16 protein-coding genes and 1 pseudogene are annotated in these 19894 nt (G+C 39.9%); 4 read left to right on the forward strand and 13 right to left on the reverse strand.

All coding sequences use genetic code 11. The features are described from left to right. The first annotated feature begins 57 nt into the window (after window positions 1-57). Window positions 58-2013 carry a hypothetical protein gene (locus DK924_RS10320; RefSeq protein ID WP_109875091.1) on the forward strand — a complete coding sequence of 652 codons (1956 nt, stop codon included), beginning with the start codon at window positions 58-60 and terminating at the stop codon, window positions 2011-2013. 62 nt (window positions 2014-2075) lie between these two features. Continuing rightward, window positions 2076-2534, forward strand: a complete 459-nt coding sequence (locus DK924_RS10325; RefSeq protein WP_109875092.1) for a thioredoxin family protein — start codon at window positions 2076-2078, stop codon at window positions 2532-2534. Window positions 2535-2574: 40 nt separating this feature from the next. On the opposite strand, the gene DK924_RS10330 is transcribed toward DK924_RS10325, so the two are convergent. From DK924_RS10330 to DK924_RS10345, 4 genes are all read right to left on the reverse strand, one after another. Continuing rightward, the gene (locus DK924_RS10330) at window positions 2575-3885 is read right to left on the reverse strand and encodes a DASH family cryptochrome (RefSeq protein ID WP_109875093.1); all 1311 of its coding nucleotides are present in this window, start codon (window positions 3883-3885) and stop codon (window positions 2575-2577) included. Window positions 3886-4008: 123 nt separating this feature from the next. After that, complete coding sequence (locus DK924_RS10335; protein WP_024602629.1) at window positions 4009-4344, reverse strand: hypothetical protein; 336 nt, start codon at window positions 4342-4344, stop codon at window positions 4009-4011. A 155-nt stretch (window positions 4345-4499) separates the two neighbouring features. Further along, window positions 4500-4940 (reverse strand): winged helix-turn-helix domain-containing protein, encoded by a 441-nt coding sequence (locus DK924_RS18870; RefSeq protein ID WP_244186399.1) that lies wholly within the window; start codon window positions 4938-4940, stop codon window positions 4500-4502. A gap of 314 nt (window positions 4941-5254) precedes the next feature. Further along, window positions 5255-6973 carry a DUF885 family protein gene (locus DK924_RS10345; protein WP_109875095.1) on the reverse strand — a complete coding sequence of 573 codons (1719 nt, stop codon included), beginning with the start codon at window positions 6971-6973 and terminating at the stop codon, window positions 5255-5257. A 426-nt stretch (window positions 6974-7399) separates the two neighbouring features. On the opposite strand from DK924_RS10345, the gene DK924_RS10350 reads away from it, so the two are divergent. Next, window positions 7400-7906 carry a zf-TFIIB domain-containing protein gene (locus DK924_RS10350; protein WP_010389445.1) on the forward strand — a complete coding sequence of 169 codons (507 nt, stop codon included), beginning with the start codon at window positions 7400-7402 and terminating at the stop codon, window positions 7904-7906. Between the two features lie 54 nt (window positions 7907-7960). Here the strand turns inward: DK924_RS10350 and der are convergent, their stop codons facing one another. From der to ndk, 9 genes and pseudogenes are all read right to left on the reverse strand, one after another. Beyond that, window positions 7961-9430, reverse strand: coding sequence for a ribosome biogenesis GTPase Der (der, locus tag DK924_RS10355; RefSeq protein ID WP_010389444.1), 1470 nt, complete (start codon window positions 9428-9430; stop codon window positions 7961-7963). 93 nt (window positions 9431-9523) lie between these two features. Then, the gene (gene bamB / locus DK924_RS10360) at window positions 9524-10702 is read right to left on the reverse strand and encodes an outer membrane protein assembly factor BamB (RefSeq protein ID WP_109875096.1); all 1179 of its coding nucleotides are present in this window, start codon (window positions 10700-10702) and stop codon (window positions 9524-9526) included. 10 nt (window positions 10703-10712) lie between these two features. Continuing rightward, the gene (locus DK924_RS10365; protein ID WP_054201417.1) at window positions 10713-11333 is read right to left on the reverse strand and encodes a tetratricopeptide repeat protein; all 621 of its coding nucleotides are present in this window, start codon (window positions 11331-11333) and stop codon (window positions 10713-10715) included. A 44-nt stretch (window positions 11334-11377) separates the two neighbouring features. Next, a complete protein-coding gene (gene hisS / locus DK924_RS10370; protein WP_010389440.1) occupies window positions 11378-12658 on the reverse strand; it encodes a histidine--tRNA ligase in 1281 nt (426 codons plus the stop codon). 187 nt (window positions 12659-12845) lie between these two features. Further along, window positions 12846-13964 (reverse strand): flavodoxin-dependent (E)-4-hydroxy-3-methylbut-2-enyl-diphosphate synthase, encoded by a 1119-nt coding sequence (gene ispG, locus DK924_RS10375; RefSeq protein ID WP_008111348.1) that lies wholly within the window; start codon window positions 13962-13964, stop codon window positions 12846-12848. Between the two features lie 5 nt (window positions 13965-13969). After that, on the reverse strand, window positions 13970-14839 hold the full coding sequence (locus DK924_RS10380; protein ID WP_010389437.1) for a RodZ domain-containing protein: 870 nt from the start codon (window positions 14837-14839) through the stop codon (window positions 13970-13972). Window positions 14840-15211: 372 nt separating this feature from the next. After that, window positions 15212-16111, reverse strand: a pseudogene (gene pilW, locus DK924_RS10385) (type IV pilus biogenesis/stability protein PilW); the annotation flags it as partial. A gap of 114 nt (window positions 16112-16225) precedes the next feature. Then, window positions 16226-17356 carry a bifunctional tRNA (adenosine(37)-C2)-methyltransferase TrmG/ribosomal RNA large subunit methyltransferase RlmN gene (locus tag DK924_RS10390; protein WP_010389431.1) on the reverse strand — a complete coding sequence of 377 codons (1131 nt, stop codon included), beginning with the start codon at window positions 17354-17356 and terminating at the stop codon, window positions 16226-16228. A gap of 183 nt (window positions 17357-17539) precedes the next feature. Further along, window positions 17540-17971 (reverse strand): nucleoside-diphosphate kinase, encoded by a 432-nt coding sequence (gene ndk / locus DK924_RS10395; RefSeq protein ID WP_008111339.1) that lies wholly within the window; start codon window positions 17969-17971, stop codon window positions 17540-17542. Window positions 17972-18240: 269 nt separating this feature from the next. On the opposite strand from ndk, the gene DK924_RS10400 reads away from it, so the two are divergent. Then, the gene (locus DK924_RS10400; protein WP_010389430.1) at window positions 18241-19566 is read left to right on the forward strand and encodes a methyl-accepting chemotaxis protein; all 1326 of its coding nucleotides are present in this window, start codon (window positions 18241-18243) and stop codon (window positions 19564-19566) included. The last annotated feature ends 328 nt before the right edge of the window (window positions 19567-19894 follow it).

Here is a 19894-nt window from a genome sequence, read left to right on the forward strand (position 1 = left end):
GCTTTTAATTCGTTGGCCGATACCGTATTTATATTGTACTGAAGATTAAGGATAATCATGGTTAATAAACTACAAGGCAATTATGCTAACTTAAATGCGTTGCTTGCCCAATCGGTCAATAATTCAAACCAAACCAGTATGCCCACAGGTTTGCAATCGCGTGCTCACTTAGCGCCAAGTTCGGCAACAATCACTGATGAAATGCTTAGTCAGTTTAGTGACCAACAAGTCGATGAAATACTTAATCAGCAATTATCCTCGTTACTCACGATTTCCAGCGCACCCAGTGGCTCAAATTATAAGCTCTCTAGTGAAGAGGTTGCACTACGTACGGTAATAAGCTCTCAGCAAGAGGGCTTATTAAAAAACGAACGTAGCGATCAGTTAATTGAGCGCTTAAATTCTTCTGTAAAAAATATCCAAGGTGCTTATGCCAACACTAGCGATATTTTATCAAACTTGGGGCAACTGGGATTTAATCAAAAAACATTTTTAGCATCTAGCCAACAGCGTGTTGAACGCTCACTTAATCCTTTCATGGAAAGCTTTAATCGCGAGCGATTTGAAGACGATGATAACTATGGGTTTGAGCTTTCGGTAAAAACCAAAGAAGGTGATGTTATTAAAATCACCTTTCATTCTGCACAAGGTTACGATGAAGAAAGCGGCGAAACCACGGATGAATTTAGTGTAAGTTATGAAGTGGATGGCGACTTATCAGAGTCTGAACACCAAGCATTAACGCAAGTACTTTCTGGTGTTGGAGAAATGGCGGATGAATTTTTTAAGGCTAAACAAAGCGCTTACAGTCGTTACGTACCCGCAAACCAAGCTGATTTAGATTTAAGTTTTCTGAGCAATTTTGATAATAAAGAACTTTCGGGTTTTGATTTGTACTTTTCAACGTCAGAGGGAAATACTGGCGATGCTGATGGAGCGCTCCTTGGAATAGATAATGAGCTTAATTTAAGTTATACCCTTGATGAGGATTCTGAGCAGCAAATACTGGAGTTTGAATCGGTAAACGGACAAAACAATATTGATTTTTCGCTTGATATGTCAACCATTGGCGCTCAAGACAAAAGCCAAATGCAACAATACATAAAAGCGCTCGATAAAAGCTTAGAAGATAGCCAGCTCAACAGCTCTGAGAAAAGTACACGTTCTGCGTTTGGTCACAAAAGTGATGAAGTGATGAAACAAGGGTTGGCTGTTTTTAAAAGTGCGTTTAGTAGTATGTCATCAGCTGCTGAGCGCTATAGTGAAATTGAGTCGGTTGCTACAAAGCAGTTTACTAATGGACGCGAGCTTGTCGCTAATTTAGTTGACAATATGATCACCAAAGATCCGCGCTACCAAGGGCTAGGAAGCAGTAATAAAAATTCCTTAGGCGATGGTATTTCTAAGTTAGCTGATTTTGATGCAAAATTCTCTTTTGCAATGGATCAGGGGGATTACATAGCAACAAGCACCACAAAGCTGAGTCAAAATACAGAACACCAAAAATCAGCAGGCTTAACTGGGGTTACTCAAGATAAAACGGCGAGCACGCGTTTTAATTATGAAGAAGGTAACCGCTCAGACATCCCTCCTGATTATTATGATAAACAAGAAAATTACACTATTGGTACCGCTGTAAAAAATAACGAATTGGTTGCCCTTGATCAGGCTCATGAGGTGGATGTAGATAAAAAAGTGTATCAGTTTAATCCCGAAATATCTCAATACGAGCTAAAAAAGGAATTGAAAGAAACATCCACCAGTGAGAGTAATATTCGTCTTATTAACGATATTTGGCTCGAGAAAAATGAAGATAGTCATCGTATGGATGAAAGAAAACGACTCAGTGGTGTGGGGGCGTCGAACGAGTTTAGAACAACATCGAGTTATTCACATACGCAATTAGTAACGTTAATCGGTGATTTAGATAAATTAGAACAAAACAAAGAAGTCAAACGTGAGTACTTAGCCGTTTTATCACAAGTGGATGATTTTATGGATAAAAGCAAGTAACTTTTATTTACTTAAGCTCGATTGTGGGTATAGTAACTAAAACACTATTTAAGTATAAGATTATGTTTAAACAATTAATTTTACTTTTAATGTTGAGTTTACCACTGGCAGTGAATGCAACGCTCAAACCACACTCGGACGCTATGACTGCTAAGCGTTTATTAAGCGAGCACGATAAATTTGCTAAGCAATACCAAACATTTTCGCCGACACCGCAAGACGTTGCATTGATGCAAAAACTAGCAGGTAAAGAGGTGTTAGTGCTTTTAGGTACGTGGTGTCATGACAGTGCCCGTGAAGTACCTCGATTAATAAAGTTACTCGATGAGTCTAAGGTTAAACTTTCGAAAATAACCTTTGTTACAGTCGGTTATGATAAACGTGATAAGGCAGGTATTGCTCTAGCGCATGACTTACAATATACCCCCACTTTTATTGTTAAGCATAACGGGGTTGAAATTAACCGCGTAGTAGAAAAACCCAGCGTCACTCTCGCCCAAGGTTTAACCTTAGGCTTATAACGAGAGTCAGCTAGCCAATATCATGTTCGAGGTTTTATTTTTACACAGGCCAATCAGCGGCGTCTAAGTCATCTAATTGTGCATCGCAATGCTCATTTCCTTGCCACTTGGCAATGTACTCACCGTGCGGATCGTATTGCTGAGTTTGTTTTTGCAAATTAAAGTGACGTCCGCCGCGCGGATCGACACCAACTCCAGCAATATATTGCCAATTACCCCAATTCGACGCCACATCGTAATCGATTAACTGTTGCTCAAAGTAAGCCGCACCATAACGCCAGTCTAGTTGTAGTTCGTTTACTAAACAGCTAGCAACGATTTGTCTTGAGCGATTGCTAATAAAGCCCGTTGCGTTTAGCTCTTTCATAATGGCATTAACTAACGGGTAAGGTGTACTGCCTTGGCACCATTTAGCAAAACGATTCGGGCTAAACGTGGTGAGTGGCGAGCTTTGTTTCTTACCTTTAAAGGTAAATAACTGATGCTTAACATTAATCGCATGCCACTTGAAATACTCACGCCAGAGCAATTCAAACTTGATCCAGTAAGTTGACTCATTTGCTCCATACTGCGCTTCAAAAGCATCTACAGCACAAAAAACTTGCTTGGCACTAATACAGCCAAAAGTCAGCCAACTACTAAATTTTGTTGAGTTATCAAAGCCATCCAGCTCATTGCGAGTGATTTTATAGCTACTCGGTAAAGCCGATGAAAAGTACTGCTGGCAGTGCTCAAGCGCAGCCTGATGCCCACCAAGTAATTGTGTATTCCCTGTTGCTGGCTTTTCTATCGGTTGTTTTGCGCAAAGTATAATAGGTGGAGGCAATCTTGCCGCTGAAAATGTATGTGTGGCTAAACTAATTTCTGCCGCTTCGATCTTTTTTCTAAAAGGTGTAAAGCCGGTTGGTAAATTAACTAGTTCAAAGGGCAGTTGCTGTTGTTGATATAAAGTATCTTGCATCACAGATTTAAATACCACAGTAGTGCATTTTGACTTAAGAGCACTAATTTGGCGTTGCTCATATACACCTATTTGCTGGCTATATACAACTTCGTCAATGCTAAGCTCATTAATACGCTGTGTTAATACCTCAACTGGATCGCCTTCAATAATATGTAAAGTTTGGCCAAGCTCTAAAGCAGACTCCTGTAGCTCATATAGGCTTTGCATTAAAAAGCGTTGTTTGTGGACACCATAGGGTTTTTGTTGGTAGTTATTGCTTTTAAACCAAGCAGGGTTAATCACAAAGACCAGGTCCAACTCACATTGTTGTTGTGATAAATCATTGAGTATGGGGTTGTCGTCAATGCGCAAGTCATTTTGCAGCCAATACAGAATACGTTTTTTCATACTTATGCTCTGGTTTTTAAAATCATTTATTTTACGAAGCAAAAACGGGTAGGGATTAGTTAGCTGCAAGTTTTAGTAATTAAAGGGTGAGCAAGTAATACTTACTCACCTGCTTAGGTTTTATTAAGCTTGTTTGTTCGTGTTAGTTAGGTTTATAGATACATAAGCAATTAAATACACAAATACGCTAAGCGGTAAACTACAAATAAATAAAGCAATTTTGTACTTTTTAGCAATAGATGGTTTAGGCAGTATTACTGCAAAAAGCATATTCATTGCTAACCAAAAAATAGTAACTAGTGGTGATAGCGTTGTTTTAGAGCTTGATAAATCACAAGTGCCGAATGAAATACTAGCAATAGATGCGCTACCTATTTCTATACATTGAGCGTTACCTATTAGGCTGATAGTAACTAATGTTGTAATAAATAATAGTGTTAGCGGGAGTAAATGTTTCATATTTTTTTCCTTAATTATTTAATTTTATGGGTCGCTCTACAGCGCCTAAATAAATTAAAACGTTTGGCAAAAAATAACGATAACAAAGCCGTTAACTAGTTATTATAAAGTTATAACCATGGTATTACCTTGGTTATAACTTTTATAAATTATTATTATTCAATTGGTTGTGTTTTTATTTCAGCTATTAGCTGATACCCTCGTTTCATTACAGACTTTATGTATTTAGGATTTTTTGTGTCGTTATCATTGAGGGCTACACGTAGTTTGCTAATAACTCGCCTAACTGCAGTGTCGGTTACTATTTGATTCTCCCATACATTATTATGTAACTCTTCAAGACTCACTATTCTTGGTTGTTGTTCAACTAAATAGCTTAGTACCTGCATGCATTTAGGCTCTAATGTGAAGTGACTATCTTCTTTAATTAAAGTTTGCTGCATGCTGTCAAAAGTGTACTCACCAATTATTATCAAATTAACGCTCGACTTTTCATTAATTGGTTCTGTGCAATCATAGTTAGGTTGGGGTTTATTTGCTGTCGTATTTGAATGCTTTTTATAAATGCGAGATACCATTATTCCAGTTAAATTCATTAAAAGTACTAACGGGCTTAGTGGGAGCGTACAAAGAAAAAGTAAATATTTAAAACCCACGTGTATATTTGGTTTATTAAGAGTCTGTCCGAATAACACGTTTAAAAGCATCCATATAATAAAATAAGGCGTAAGGAGAATTGAATCAGTTTGATCCCCACAAGCGCCATAACTTACGCCCTCTATATAGTTTGATAAATCCAAACAAAAAGCATTTGCTTGGCCGCTAAATAAAATGAGCGATATAAAAATAAGTAGGTGTTTCATTAAAAAGTCCATTTGGTAAGAGGCGGCAAATAGTACCGCCACTAGCTTTATTTTTGCTGTGCTATCCAGTCGTTAATTACATCTTCAAGTACCGCCATAGGAAGTGAACCTTGACCAATAACGGTGTCGTGAAAGCTGCGTATATCAAATTTAGCGCCTAGCTGTTTTTCGGCTTTTGCACGCAGTTCGCGTATTTTAATTTCGCCCATTTTGTATGAAAGCGCTTGGCCTGGCCATGAAATATAGCGGTCTATTTGATCTTCCACGGCGCTTTGTGGCAAGGCGGTATGTTCAGCCAAGTAATCAATCGCCTTTTGGCGGCTCCAGCCAAAGGCATGAATACCGGTATCGACCACTAAGCGCACTGCGCGCCACATTTCGTAGCCTAAACGACCAAAGTCACTGTATGGGCTTTGGTAAAAGCCCGCTTCTTTACCTAAACGTTCTGTATACAATGCCCAGCCTTCGCCAAATGCTGAGTGGCTAAGGGTGCGTCTAAATTCAGGAACGTCTAACTCCATTGCAATGGCGTTTTGTAAATGATGCCCAGGAATAGCTTCGTGCAGGCTAAGTGCTTCTAAATTATATAAAGGCTGCAGTTTTGGAGTTGAGGCTAAAAAGTAAGTGCCAGGTGAACGGTTATCAGAAGGTGGCATATAAAACGCACCGCGACTCGCTGAGCCTTTTATAGTAAAGGTGTTACGCGGCAAATGGCCAAAGTAAGTGGGGAGTTTGCCATACATTTTTTGAGTTATAAAAGCGGTTTTTTCTAGCAAGTCTTGGGCGTCTTTTGCGTAAAATTGCTCATCGGTTGCTAAAAATTTTAAAAAGTCGCTGTAACTGCCTTCAAAACCAACGCTATCAATAATGGCTTGCATTTGTGCTTTAATGCGCGCCACTTCTTTTAGACCAAGTTCATGAATTTGTTTAGGAGTAGCATTAGTGGTGGTGTAGTAATTAACCGTGTACTTGTAATAATCAAGGCCACCTTTGATGCTTGCAATACCCGGCTGCGTTCTACAGTGCGGCATATATTCGTTTTCAAAAAAGTCGTAAAAGTGCTCGTAAGCAGGCACAACTTTTGAGGCAATTATTGTTTTAGCTTTATTTTGGTAAGTTTCTTTTTGCGCTGCGCTAAATGTATTAGGGATGCGGGTAAATGGCTCATATAAGGCGCTATTCTCAGGTTGTTTAACTATATGAGCGTTAATGCTTTGGCCATAATTTTTAAACGTTTCGCAGTAATGTGTAAAACCGGTTTGAATGCCTTGTTTCATTAAATTAATGTTTTGCTGATTAAAACGAGGGTAGTCACTAAGGCTAACTAAAAATGCATCGTAATCCTCGGCAGTTAAAAAGGCCATGTTAGCTGGCGCTTCTGCAAAGTAAGTATGCCAGCCACTTAAAAAATTAACCGGAAAATACTTATCTTGATAAAGGTAGCTTTGCTGCTCTGTTTCTCGCTCATATTTAAATAAGCGGTAGTTCATTAGCTGCTCGCTATTGAGTGTTTTTGGGTCAATGCTGGCTAAGCTTTTTAGTACGCTGTTGTTGTAAGCTTGGCGCTTAGCAATGGCTTGCTCACTCCAATTTGGCAATGTGCCGTTTGGTTTCCAACCGTCTGGATCGGTTCTAAAAAATATTTTTTCTGCTTTCGCATTTTCCCAATGGTTATCAATAATGGTTGTTAAGTCGCTGCTACTGTCGGCTAAGCTTGGCAGCGAGGTGGCTGCTAAACAAATAGCTAAAATTGTTTTTTTAAACATGTTGAATTTCACTTTTTAGAGTTTTAATTGTTATTCATGCGCGTGCCTATTTTACGATAATAACAAGTTCACTCAATTAATGCGTTGGTTTTTAACAGCGTCTAGCTTATTGTTTTACTGGTGTTTAAAATAAAACATATTGGAGTAGCGATATTTAATAACGTATTTTGCTAACTGATAAGGCGAATAGCCAACACCCAAATATTTATTGAGCATTTCATGCTTAGCTTTGCAGGTTCGAAATCCGATTATGATGAAGTGAAATGGATTTGGATTATTCGCTGTACGTGAAAAAAATGTCAGATGAGGCATATGAGTTTGTATTGGCAGGTCACACTACATTGCTACCACCATTAATTGGCCTGATACACAAAGCGTTAGAATAACTATTTAACTGTAGGTATTAAAATAAAAAGGATTTTGAAAATGTTGTGCCCTCGTACGAATACACCATTGGAGTCTATATTAGTTGGCGGTATCACTGTTTATACATCGTCGTTAGGAGGCGTTTTTTTCGATAACAGCCAAATTTTTAAATTTAGCTCGCCAGAGTTAAAGCATGGTCAGGTTTTACTTAAGTATTTAAGTAATTATGCCGAAGGTGAGGGTGAAGTCGCAATGCGAGTAAATTGCCCTAAATGCCCAAGCATAGTGATGATGCGTAGGTATTTTTCACCGCTAAAAGCAGTTGAAATAGATGAGTGCCCTAGCTGTGCGGGAATATGGCTTGATAGTGGCGAATTAAGCAAAATACATGAAAACCATTTAACACCCAAAGAACGAAAACTGCTAGCCCACGAAATGGCAACCAATCATGGGTTTATAACTATTAAAACGCCAAAATCGAAATATTATCCTAAAGCGCCTAAAAACCTTCAAGGCACCACAGTTGAACGGCTGGTGCAATTGGCATTACTTAACTTTGAATCATAAAAAACGGCGTACTATAAAGTACACCGTTTTATTAAACTGACTTAATCAAAATCGTTATGACTTATTGCGGTTTTCTTTACTAAACGCACGAATTTTACGTTTTTGCGACAGGGTTACTTTATTAGTACGCCCTGCAAATGGGTTATCGCCTTCTCTAAACTCAATTTTGATTGGCGTACCCATAATCTTAAGTGCTTTACGGTAGTAGTTCATGAGGTAGCGTTTGTAGCTATCAGGTAAGTCATGTACTTGGTTACCATGAATTACGATACGTGGCGGGTTATAGCCCCCAGCATGCGCATACTTAAGCTTAACACGACGTCCACGAACAAGTGGCGGCTGGTGGTCAGCCTGTGCCATGTCCATAATACGACGCAACATAGCAGTACTAATTCGCTTAGTTGCCGACTCATACGCTTCGTCAACTGATTCAAATAAATGACCAACACCGGTACCATGCAGAGCAGAGATAAAGTGTAGGCGGGCAAAATCAATAAAGCCTAAACGACGATCAAGCTCCGTCTTAATACGGTCTTTAACGTAGTTATCTAGGCCATCCCACTTGTTCACGGCAATAACCAATGAGCGTCCTGAGTTAAGCGCAAAACCTAACAGGCTTAAGTCTTGATCAGAAATACCATCGCGAGCATCAACCACTAGTAGCACAACGTTACAATCTTCGATTGCTTGTAGTGTTTTAATGACTGAGAACTTCTCAACCACGTCACTTACTTTTTTACGTTTACGCACACCAGCGGTATCGATAAGAATATATTCTTTGTCGTTACGGGTCATCGGAATGTAAATTGAGTCGCGGGTTGTACCTGGCATATCGTATACAATAACCCGATCTTCACCTAGTATGCGGTTAGTAAGGGTTGACTTACCAACATTTGGACGACCAATAATTGCCAGCTTTACCGGCTTGTCGGCAAATGCTTGGTGATCGGTGTCATCTTCTTCACCTTCTTGATATAAGTCGATAAGTTCTTCATCGTCATCGGCTACATCTTCATCAAGAGCGGCAAGTTCAGCAATAACAGGCTGAAGAGTTTGCTCAAGCAGTAAGGTAATACCACGGCCATGTGCGGCAGCGATATGATGAACTTCACCAAGTGAAAGTTGATAAAATTCAGCACAATTTGAGTCGGCATCAATGCCGTCTGTTTTATTGGCAACAACAAAACATTTTTTCTCTTGCTTACGTAAGTGGTTAGCAATAGCTTGATCAGCCACTGTCATACCCACGCGAGCATCAACTAAAAATAAAACAATATCCGCTTCTTCAATGGCTAGTAATGACTGATCAGCCATTTCGGTTTCGATACCTTCTTCTGAGCCATCAATACCGCCCGTATCTACCACGATAAATTCAAAGCCATCGTAATTTGCTTGGCCATATTTTCTATCACGCGTTAAGCCTGGAAAGTCGGCAACGAGTGCATCACGAGTACGTGTTAAACGGTTAAATAATGTGGATTTGCCCACATTGGGTCGCCCTACAAGAGCGATCACGGGAAGCATAAACTACCTCTTTAAAAAACAACAAAAGGCTTCGCAGTGCGAAGCCTTACAAAAAATAATTAACTATTAGTGCCTTACACTAATAGTAGACAGTTAGTTCGGTATTTTTACCGCGCTAACTTCACCATCGCGGGTGTATAAAATCAATTTATCGTCAGCGACAACGGGCTCAACAAAAAAACCTGAGCTGTCAAAGTCTTCACGAGATACTAGCTCGCCAGTGTCTTTATTTAACCAATGTAAATTGCCTTCTTGGTCACCTAACGCTAAATAATTACCGGCAACCGCTGGGCCTGTTAAGTACCAGCCACGTAGAGCGGGTTGGCTCCAACGTTCAATGCCCGAATCTTTATCAAGTGCATAAACAACGCCGTTACTGTCAACAACGTAAATTGTTTGCAAATCCATGCTAATTTCACGGTAGCTGCTGTATTCACGTTTCCATACAACATTACCTGAACGAATATCTACTGCTGATAAGTTACCATTGTATGCAATAGCATAAGCAAATGGACCGCTAATGATTGGCTGCGTATCTACATCAACTAAACGTTCAAACTCTGATGCGCCTTTTGGCACTGCAATTTCTGCACTCCATGCCGAGTAGCCACTCTCAGAAATTAAAACACTTAACTTACCTGTTTCTAAGCCTAGTAACACACCACCGTTAGCCACAGTAGGTGAGCTTTGACCGCGTAAAGTCAGCGGTGGCACTTCTTGCTCAAAGCTCCAGCGTTCTTCACCAGTATCTGGGTGAAGCGCAAGTAACTTACCTGAGGCTAAATTAACAAAGATTAAGCCATCGCCTGCAGCGGGTTTAGAGAGTGATTCGCCAGGTACTTTTTTACGCCAAACTTCTTTACCAGTCTCACGGTCAAGTGCAATTACATAACCATGTTCAGAGCCTAAATAGATTTTACCATAAGCTTGTAATATTCCGCCTGATAATTTTGCACTATCGTTATCGCTCCAAGGCCAAAACGATAAATCTTGGCGAACGTCGGTTTCCCATTGGGTATCGCCATTGGCAAGTGATAAGGCTTCTACTTGGCCTTCACGGCTAGCAACATACACTGTCTCTTTATAAACAGCAGGTGATAAGCGTGAAAAGTAATGCTCTACACCACTACCAATTGATTCTTGCCATACCACATCAGTTTCAAATTGATTGGCTATTTCTGGAAGCACCAGTTCTTCTTCGTCATCACTTGAAGAACACCCCATTAGGGTTGCCATACATAGGGCAAGCGTTGCTGTTGTTATTTTTCTCATGCCTAAAACCTTATGCCGCTGGGCTAGTTACTGCTAGGTCATCTAACTTAATTTGTAAAAGAGGATTACTCGTTAATCCACCTGCATCAACAGCAGCTTGGTAAGCTACGCGTGCTTGCTCTTTATTGCCTTGTTGAGTGTAAATATCACCTTTTAATTCAGCCACATTTGCGTTAAATGCTTCAGGAAGAGGAGCATTTAATGTACTCAATGCATCATCGTATTGCTGCTGAGCAATTTGCACACGTGCTAAACGTGTTGTTGCAATGGCTTTAAGCTGGGCGTTATCAACGTTAGTTACAATCCAGCTTAATTTTTCATTTGCTAAATCTAAGTTTTGGGCATCTACAGCTTCTTTTGCAGCAACAAATGCCGCTAGAGTTGCGTACTGAGTGTCTTTGTTTTCACTGATAAATGCATCAGCAGACGCTAATACGCTGTCGCTTTCAACAAGCTTAGTGTATGCATCAGATGCTTGCTCTGCAGTCGTTATTTGATTTTGGTTGTATGCTTTCCAGCCATATAAACCACCTAAACCAACAATAACGCCTAACGCTAGTGAAAGGCCGTTTTCACGAAAAAAGCGTTTAATTGCTTCTGCTTGTTGTTCTTCTGTTGAATAAATTTCCATGCTTACCTCTGTTAAAGCGCTTCACTACTTACGCTTTATATAATTTAGCTATTAATTAGTTCTGCAAGTAACGTTTTAGCTTGTTCTAGTTCTAGTGTGACTTGTTCTTTACGTTCACGTAAGTATTTAATAGTCACAACGCCTTGCTCTAATTCATCTTCACCGATAATAATTGCGACGAGAGCATCGCTTTTATCAGCACGTTTAAGTTGTTTTTTAAAGTTACCACCGCCAGCGTGCACCATTACGCGTAATCCAGGTACATCACGACGTAAGGTAGATGCAATTATAGGCGCTTGAATACTGGCTTTGTCGCCCATAGCTGCTAAATATACATCAGCACTACGGCGTATGTCACCTACACATTCAAGTGCTTGAAGCAGTAAAACCAAGCGCTCTAAACCCATCGCGAAACCTACCGCAGGGGTTGATTTACCGCCTAATTGTTCTACTAAACCATCATAACGACCACCAGCACATACAGTACCTTGTGCACCTAAGCTGTCGGTTACCCATTCAAATACAGTGCGGTTGTAATAATCTAAGCCACGTACCAGCTTTTCATTAACCGTGTATTTGACGCCTGCGGCATCTAATCGTTCACATAAATTTTCAAAATGTTCTTTTGATTCAGCATCTAAATGTTCAGATAACTTTGGTGCATCGACTAAGATTGCCTGAATGTCTGGATTTTTAGTATCCAAAACGCGCAGTGGGTTAGAGTACATACGACGTTTTGAATCTTCATCTAGTACATCGGTATGTTGTTCTAAAAAGGCGATTAAGGCATCGCGGTACTGTGCGCGAGCTTCGTTTGAACCTAATGAATTAAGTTCTAAACGCACATGGTCAGTAATGCCAAATGCTTCCCAAAGTTGCGCCGTGAGTAAAATAACTTCGGCGTCAATATCGGCGCTGGCAATACCAAAAGTCTCTAAACCAAACTGATGAAATTGACGGTAACGACCTTTTTGTGGGCGTTCATGGCGAAACATAGGGCCCATGTACCAAAGGCGTTGTTCTTGATTGTATAACAGGCCATTTTCGTTACCTGCACGTACACACACTGCAGTCCCTTCCGGGCGCAAGGTTAAATTGTCACCGTTACGATCGGCAAAGGTGTACATTTCTTTTTCTACTATATCGGTTACTTCACCAATAGAGCGTTTAAATAGGTCGGTTGATTCTACAATTGGAAAACGAATTTCTTGATAACCAAACGATGATACGGTCTCGCGTAAAATGTGTTCTACTTTCTGCCAAACTTGCGTATCGCCTGGCAGGCAATCGTTCATACCGCGAACTGCCTGAATTTGTTTTGCCACTGATAAATCCTAAATCTGTTTATGTGCAACCCTGGGCTGCAACCACGTAAAACTAAAAAATCGACCCTGCATTATAACCTTAACTATAAGGTAATTGCGAGCGTAGCGGAGCGTACGTAATTTATACTACGTTGTGAATACCGCGACTAAAAAAGGTCATTTAAATACATAGTGTTGTAACAACACATCACTCTACGATTTTTATGTCGATTGGAGTTTGTTGTTGCTTCTGTTCAATGAAATCGCGTACATAGCCTTCAAGTTGATCAACAATATTATTGTTATCAATACGGGCTTTTTGGCGTTCGCCATTAATGTATAAACCTGAGCGACGGTTTGCGCCGGCAAGGCCAATATCACTCACTAATGCTTCGCCTGGTCCGTTAACCACACAGCCAATGACTGACACTGAAACTGGCTCAATAATATCTTCTAAACGCTCTTCAAGTTGATTCATGGTGCTTACTACATCAAACTCTTGGCGTGAACAGCTAGGGCAAGCAATAAAATTAATGCCGCGAGAACGAATACGCAATGATTTTAATATATCAAAGCCTACTTTTATTTCTTGAACTGGATCCGCTGCTAGTGATACACGCAGCGTGTCACCAATACCTTCAGCCAATAACATGCCTAAACCAACGGCCGATTTAACTGAACCAGAGCGCATGCCGCCTGCTTCGGTAATACCTAAATGCAGTGGCTGGTCGATTTCTTTTGCAAGTAAACGATACGCGCCAACCGCTAAAAATACGTCTGACGCTTTCACCGAGATTTTAAATTGGTCAAAGTCTAAGCGACGTAATATATCTACATGGCGCATAGCCGACTCAAGTAAGGCTTCAGGTGTTGGCTCGCCGTATTTTTCTTGTAGGTCGCGCTCAAGTGATCCACCATTTACGCCAATACGAATTGGAATGTTGTGCTCACGGGCTGAGTCGACAACCGCTCTAATACGCTCTTCACTGCCAATGTTTCCTGGGTTAATACGTAAACAATCAACGCCATACTTTGCTACTTTTAATGCAATGCGGTAGTCAAAGTGAATATCAGCAACCAGCGGTATCGATACCTGCTCTTTAATACTTTTAAATGCTTCAGCGGCATCCATAGTTGGAACAGATACACGGACTATGTCAGCACCGGCATCTTGAATCGCTTGAATTTGAGCTACAGTGGCATCAATGTCCATTGTGTCTGTGTTAGTCATTGACTGCACGGCAATTGGTGCACCATCACCAATTGGAACATTACCCACATTAATGCGGGTGGATTTTCTGCGTTTTATAGGAGATTCTGAAAACATAGCGACTACTCTGCTAAGGGTAATTTAAATTTAGCTAAACGGTTTTTAGGAAAAGCCGAAATATCAACTGGCTCACCATTTAGGGTAATACGAACAACATCGTGCTTGCCTAATACCACTGAAAAAGGCGCTACACCAGTCAAGGTCATTTCGTAGCCTGCTTTTTTTACACCAAATGCAATTTTCTCATCGTTGGCATCGTGGATTTCAACCCAGCTTTCGTCATTAAACATCATAATAATAGTGCTTAAATCACTGCTTGTTGGTTCACTTTGGCTTTGTGCATCGTTTAGGGGAGCAGCCTGAATTGTTTGTTGTTCATTGAATACGGTTGAGTTTGCTTGTGGTGCAGGCTCAATCTCATTTGATTGTGCTTCATCGGCAGCTTCTGCTAACAGTTTTGTGCTTTCTTGTTGCTCCGAGATGAGCGAGTTATTTGCATTAATAGTGTTAGTTTGTTCATCAATAGGCATTGCATTTTGCCACCACCATACGGCTGATGAGCCAATAACAATGGCTAAAATTAAATAACTTACCGTCATTAGTCGGCTGTCATGCGCTTCTTTTTCTGTACGTCTTGAAAAGCTTTGCATATCTACAGGCTTATCTGATGTGCTATAGGCAGGCAGCATAGTTAAAATAGCAGTGCTATCAATGTTTAGCGTGCGACAATAATTTTTTATGTAGCCTTTAACAAATGTTTTTGCGCCTAGTAAATGATATTCGTCGTTTTCAATATGCTCAACCTGCGATTCAGTCAACTTTAATAATGATGCAATCTTAGCAAGGCTAATGTTTGCATTTTCTCTATGTGTTTTTAGTATTTGACCTACAGAGGGTTCATCGTTCTGCGGTTGTGTATTATCTTCATTCATAATGTGTATCAGTTTGGATCCACTAGTAAAAGTTTATGTTTTGGCTTAACAACCAGAGTAAGACTTCGTTTTTATTTTTTGGTATTCGTTAATTCTTGTTACTAAGGCGCACTATAAAAAGGGACTACATTCAATATCTTAAAAACTATACCGTGTTTAGATAAAATTTATGTGTTTTTAAGTCCTTTAATACACCTTATTTGTAGCAGTTTAGCATTGTATCACACTGAAATGCTAAATTGCTTTACCCTAGAACAGGCTTTTACACATCATCCTTAAGGCTATATTTTGGTTTACAGCTAAAAGGTGTGTAATTATCTAGCGTATTTTTTTTGTTTGCTCACCTGACGCTTCGCTATTTGAAGCCGGTACTGGGCTTTTTTTACGAATAACCTTTATTTTCGGCTCAGCAATAATTTGATTGTTATTATTGCTTTCTTGTAATTCATCTAACTGTGCTTGGCGATATTTTTCACGTAGTACTTCAAATTCTGTTCGTCTTAACTGGTTATCGCGAATAGCGTTAGCTTGCATACTACTAGGGTAGGTTTGTAATAAGGTTGTCGCAATTTTTTCTGCTTCTTCAATTTTACCCATTCGTTGTTTAACCAAATAGCCAAGCAACAAAGCGCGAGAAGAAACTTGCGCGGTATCGTCATAACGTTTTATTAAGTTACTGGCTTTGTACAAGTCACTTTTTGCATAATACAGAGCTGCTAAACTTATTAATGTAGATGCGCGTTGTGAACTATGGTTTAGTGCCTGCTGAAAATAGCTTTCGGCGTTGGTGAAATCGTTAAACTCAATGGCACATAGAGCCAAATTTTCATAGCTTTGCGCTACACGAATATAACTGGGTATTTCAATCGCTTTTAAAAACTGATCGGTGGCGCGGTCATATTCATTAATACTGCACAAAAACGTGCCGTAGTTGTTTAAGGTGTTAGGATCATTTGGCTTAATGGCCAACGCTTTTTGATAGGCTTTGTCGGCTAATCCGTTCTCGCCAACTTGTTGGTAATAGTATGCTAAAGAGTAGTGTACTTCGGGTAAGTTTGGGGCGTACTCGCTGGCACGTTCTAAGTTATATTTCGCTTGAGAGTTATTGCCTGTATTTAAATACTGTAATGCCAATGCTATGCGCGTGCGAGCTGCACCATCGTTATTAATTTTATTCTCGAGGACCGGTTTATCGCTGCCGTTGTAACTATTCTCGGTAACACAACCGCTTAAAAACAGTGTTGATAGTGCTAACGTAAGTAAAGATCGCATTACTTTGTCTCTTTATTTATATCCATAACCTCTATCTTACCTCAAAGCCTTTGTGTTGCATCATTTATTTAAAAATAAACGATATATCACAAAGGCTCTTGATTACTCAAAAAATTAGGCTTGATGAATATTTACTGCAATTGCATTGTCATCACGCATTTTCTTTTTCGCCATACGCTTCGTACGGTCTACAACATCGCCAGCTAACTGGCCGCAGGCAGCGTCAATGTCATCTCCTCGGGTACGACGAACAATACAGGTAATACCCGCAGCTTGTAATACTTTAGAGAAACGATCAATTCGACTGTTGCTTGAACGAGTATATTCATTACCTGGGAATGGGTTAAATGGAATAAGGTTTACCTTCGATGGTGTTCCTTTTAACGTTTTAACCAGTTCATGAGCCTGATCGGTACTATCGTTCACGCCGTTAAGCATTACATACTCAATAGTTACATCTTTGTTGGCTTTTGAACCGTCAATGTAACGACGACACGCAGCTAAAAACTCTTCAATTGGGTATTTTTTATTGATCGGTACTAAAATATCACGCAGAGCGTTATCTGGCGCATGCAGTGAAATTGCCAGTGCTACGTCTATTTTTTCTTTCAATAAATCAAGAGCAGGTACCACACCTGAGGTGCTTAATGTAACGCGGCGTTTAGATAAACCAAAGCCCCAGTCGTCCATCATTAATTCCATCGCCGGTACCACGTTTTTAACGTTAAGTAACGGCTCGCCCATACCCATCATCACTACGTTAGTGACAGGACGTTTTTCGCTGTTGCCATCAAGGCCAATATCTTTGGCTACTCGCCATACTTGGCCGATAATTTCAGACACTTTTAAGTTACGGTTAAAGCCTTGTTGAGCCGTTGAGCAAAAAGTACATTCTAGTGCACAGCCCACTTGAGAAGATACACACAAGGTGGCGCGATCTTTTTCTGGGATCCAAACTGCTTCAACTTCTTGACCGCCTTCTAACACGAGTGCGTATTTGATGGTACCGTCGCTGGCTTGTTGGCGAACTGATATTTCTGGTGCAACAATTTCGCATTCATTTTTAAGCTTTTCTTTTAGCTTTTTGTTTACGTTACTCATTTCGTCGAAATTATCTACGCCAAAATGATAAATCCATTTCATCACCTGATCGCCACGGAATGGCTTTTCACCGAATGATACAAATAGCTCTCGCATTGCATCTCGGTTTAAATCTAATAAGTTAATCTTTTTTTGCTCGGTCATGTAACAACCTCAATCGGTGGCGGTGATGGTAAAAATTTACAAGGACGAATTGTACACAATTCATCCACTATAATCATTAAGTAAAACATCATAAATAAACGGCTAATACTTTACTTAATGACTAAAAAAGGGCTCGAAAGCCCTTTTCATACTTTGCATCACAGGGTTAGCTGTGAACTCGAATTAACGAGTACGTGGGCAAAGTTCTTCGTCAGCGAAGAAGTACGCGATTTCGCGAGCAGCAGATTCAACAGCGTCAGAACCGTGAACCGCATTTTCGTCGATGCTATCAGCGTAGTCTGCACGTAAAGTGCCAGCTAGTGCTTCAGCAGGGTTAGTAGCACCCATGATTTCACGGTTTTTAAGAACAGCGTTTTCGCCTTCAAGAACGGTAACCATTACTGGGCCAGAAGTCATGAAAGATACTAAAGCGCCAAAGAAAGGACGTTCGCTGTGTTCAGCGTAGAAACCTTCAGCTTTCTCTTGTGAAAGGTGAACCATTTTAGCTGCAACGATTTTAAGACCCGCAGTTTCGAAACGGTTGTAGATTGCGCCGATGTGGTTTTTAGCAACTGCATCAGGTTTTACGATTGAAAAAGTACGCTCTAAAGCCATCTTTGTGCTCCAATAATTTAAATAAAAGGTTGAATATTAACGGGCGCGAATTATACGCGTTTTAGTCGAAAAAACCTAATTTATTCTACGTTGACGAATATTTTAATTTAACAACCTATACTTACTGAACTAAAAAAGTGGCTATAACGTTAATATGAGTTTATAAATTAGTGCCACATCTGATTTGTATTTTTTTAGTCATAGCGATTTTCAATGCGTCTATCGACTCCAAATGCATGAAGAATACATGCAAACTTTAAGGTAAAAATATGTTTTTTAACCAACCTTTAAAAACTCAAATTGCTGATTTACAAAGTAAGCTTTCAGTGAGGGAGCAGGTTAAGCAAAGTTTAGACAGTGAAATGCTGGTATTAGAGCTTGATAAACAAGGCGCTATTTTAAGACAAAATAAAAACTTTGAGCGAGAGTTTAACTACTCAAATAATAAAATAATTAATAAAAACATTTTAGATTTCATCTCAGAAAATGCGAGAAATAACGCTGATTTTCATGCCTTTAAAAAAGCGTTAAGTAAAGCCGAACATTTTGCTGGCGCTATTCAAGTATCTCACGAAAACGGACAACGAGATTGGTTACGCTGTATTTTACACCCGATAAAAAATGAGCAAGGTCAGCTTGAGTATTTAACCCTGCATTGCACTGTGCTTACACAAATAATTGAAAGCTCGAGAGAAAACGAAGATTTAATCAAAGCATTGCATCGTTCAACAGCGGTTATTGAGTTCGATACTCAGGGTATGGTTCTGCGTGTTAATGACAACTTCTTAAAAAGTATGAGTTATTCAAGACAAGATGTGGTGGGCAAACATCATGGTATGTTCTGCGATGAGCAAGAAGCGAGTAGTAAAGAGTATCAAGTCTTCTGGCAACGTTTGCGCAATGGCGAGTTTATTGCGAGCAGATTTAAACGTATTGATAAGCACGGTCATGAGGTGTGGTTAGAAGCATCATATAATCCGATTTTTAATGAAGCCAATGAGCTCTACAAAGTAGTAAAATTTGCTACGGTGATCACTGATCAAGTAGAAAGAGAACTGGCCACAGAGCAAGCGGCAAATATTGCGCATGGCACTTCTATCGAAACTGACAATAACGCGGATAAAGGCGCAGAGGTGGTACAAAAAACTGTACAGGTTATGAACGAATTGTCGGTACAAATGGAGCAAGCTGCTCAAGAAATTTCAGCATTAGATAAACAATCGCAACTTATTGCGAGCATAGTGCAGAGTATTAGCAGCATTGCTGATCAAACTAATTTATTGGCGCTTAATGCGGCTATTGAGGCCGCGCGTGCTGGCGAGCAAGGCCGTGGGTTTGCGGTGGTGGCTGATGAAGTGCGTTTACTTGCCTCAAGAACCAGTAAAGCTACCGAAGAAATAGTGGATGTTGTACAGCAAAACCAAAATTTAACTCAATCAACCGTTGCTGTAATTGAGCAAGGTAAAAATAAAGCGCAACAAGGCTTAGACCTTTCCAAAGAATCTGGTGATGTAATGAGTGATATTAAAAAAGGCGCGCAACAAGTTGTTGATGCCGTTAGTCAATTCTCGAACCAATTAAGCAGTAAAAAATAACTTAAATCTGCTGCTCTTCATTTATTATCGTAGAAGAGAAATTTTGATGATCTTGATCAAGGTTTCTCTTTTGCCCCCTCATTATACTTGCGCGGTTTATTTTCCTTAATACCAATTCGCTTAATTAAGTGGTCTATTTTGAGGCTGGAAAAACGTGTTGATAGCTAGGCAAAAAAATTGCTATTTAGTTGTTCTCGGCAATTGCTCCTGCATTGCTCTACCTTCTGCATCCATGCAGTCGTAAATGAGATTTTTTTAACGCAGGTAGCGACACGTTTAGCCCCGTAAAATGATTAAGTATTATTGCGGGTTGGTATAATTATTCATG

The organism is Pseudoalteromonas sp. meg-B1 (assembly GCF_003173795.1).
GTDB classification, from domain to species: domain Bacteria; phylum Pseudomonadota; class Gammaproteobacteria; order Enterobacterales; family Alteromonadaceae; genus Pseudoalteromonas; species Pseudoalteromonas undina.

Excerpts from the sequence above, each read along its gene's own strand:
- DK924_RS10400 (WP_010389430.1), top strand. The coding sequence starts at position 18,241 with ATGTTTTTTAACCAACCTTTAAAAACTCAAATTGCTGATTTACAAAGT.
- DK924_RS10350 (WP_010389445.1), top strand. The coding sequence starts at position 7,400 with ATGTTGTGCCCTCGTACGAATACACCATTGGAGTCTATATTAGTTGGC.
- bamB (WP_109875096.1), bottom strand. The coding sequence starts at position 10,702 with ATGAGAAAAATAACAACAGCAACGCTTGCCCTATGTATGGCAACCCTA.
- DK924_RS10365 (WP_054201417.1), bottom strand. The coding sequence starts at position 11,333 with ATGGAAATTTATTCAACAGAAGAACAACAAGCAGAAGCAATTAAACGC.
- DK924_RS10345 (WP_109875095.1), bottom strand. The coding sequence starts at position 6,973 with ATGTTTAAAAAAACAATTTTAGCTATTTGTTTAGCAGCCACCTCGCTG.
- DK924_RS10390 (WP_010389431.1), bottom strand. The coding sequence starts at position 17,356 with ATGACCGAGCAAAAAAAGATTAACTTATTAGATTTAAACCGAGATGCA.
- ndk (WP_008111339.1), bottom strand. The coding sequence starts at position 17,971 with ATGGCTTTAGAGCGTACTTTTTCAATCGTAAAACCTGATGCAGTTGCT.
- ispG (WP_008111348.1), bottom strand. The coding sequence starts at position 13,964 with ATGTTTTCAGAATCTCCTATAAAACGCAGAAAATCCACCCGCATTAAT.
- DK924_RS10330 (WP_109875093.1), bottom strand. The coding sequence starts at position 3,885 with ATGAAAAAACGTATTCTGTATTGGCTGCAAAATGACTTGCGCATTGAC.
- der (WP_010389444.1), bottom strand. The coding sequence starts at position 9,430 with ATGCTTCCCGTGATCGCTCTTGTAGGGCGACCCAATGTGGGCAAATCC.
- DK924_RS10380 (WP_010389437.1), bottom strand. The coding sequence starts at position 14,839 with ATGAATGAAGATAATACACAACCGCAGAACGATGAACCCTCTGTAGGT.
- DK924_RS10325 (WP_109875092.1), top strand. The coding sequence starts at position 2,076 with ATGTTTAAACAATTAATTTTACTTTTAATGTTGAGTTTACCACTGGCA.
- DK924_RS10335 (WP_024602629.1), bottom strand. The coding sequence starts at position 4,344 with ATGAAACATTTACTCCCGCTAACACTATTATTTATTACAACATTAGTT.
- DK924_RS18870 (WP_244186399.1), bottom strand. The coding sequence starts at position 4,940 with ATGAATTTAACTGGAATAATGGTATCTCGCATTTATAAAAAGCATTCA.
- DK924_RS10320 (WP_109875091.1), top strand. The coding sequence starts at position 58 with ATGGTTAATAAACTACAAGGCAATTATGCTAACTTAAATGCGTTGCTT.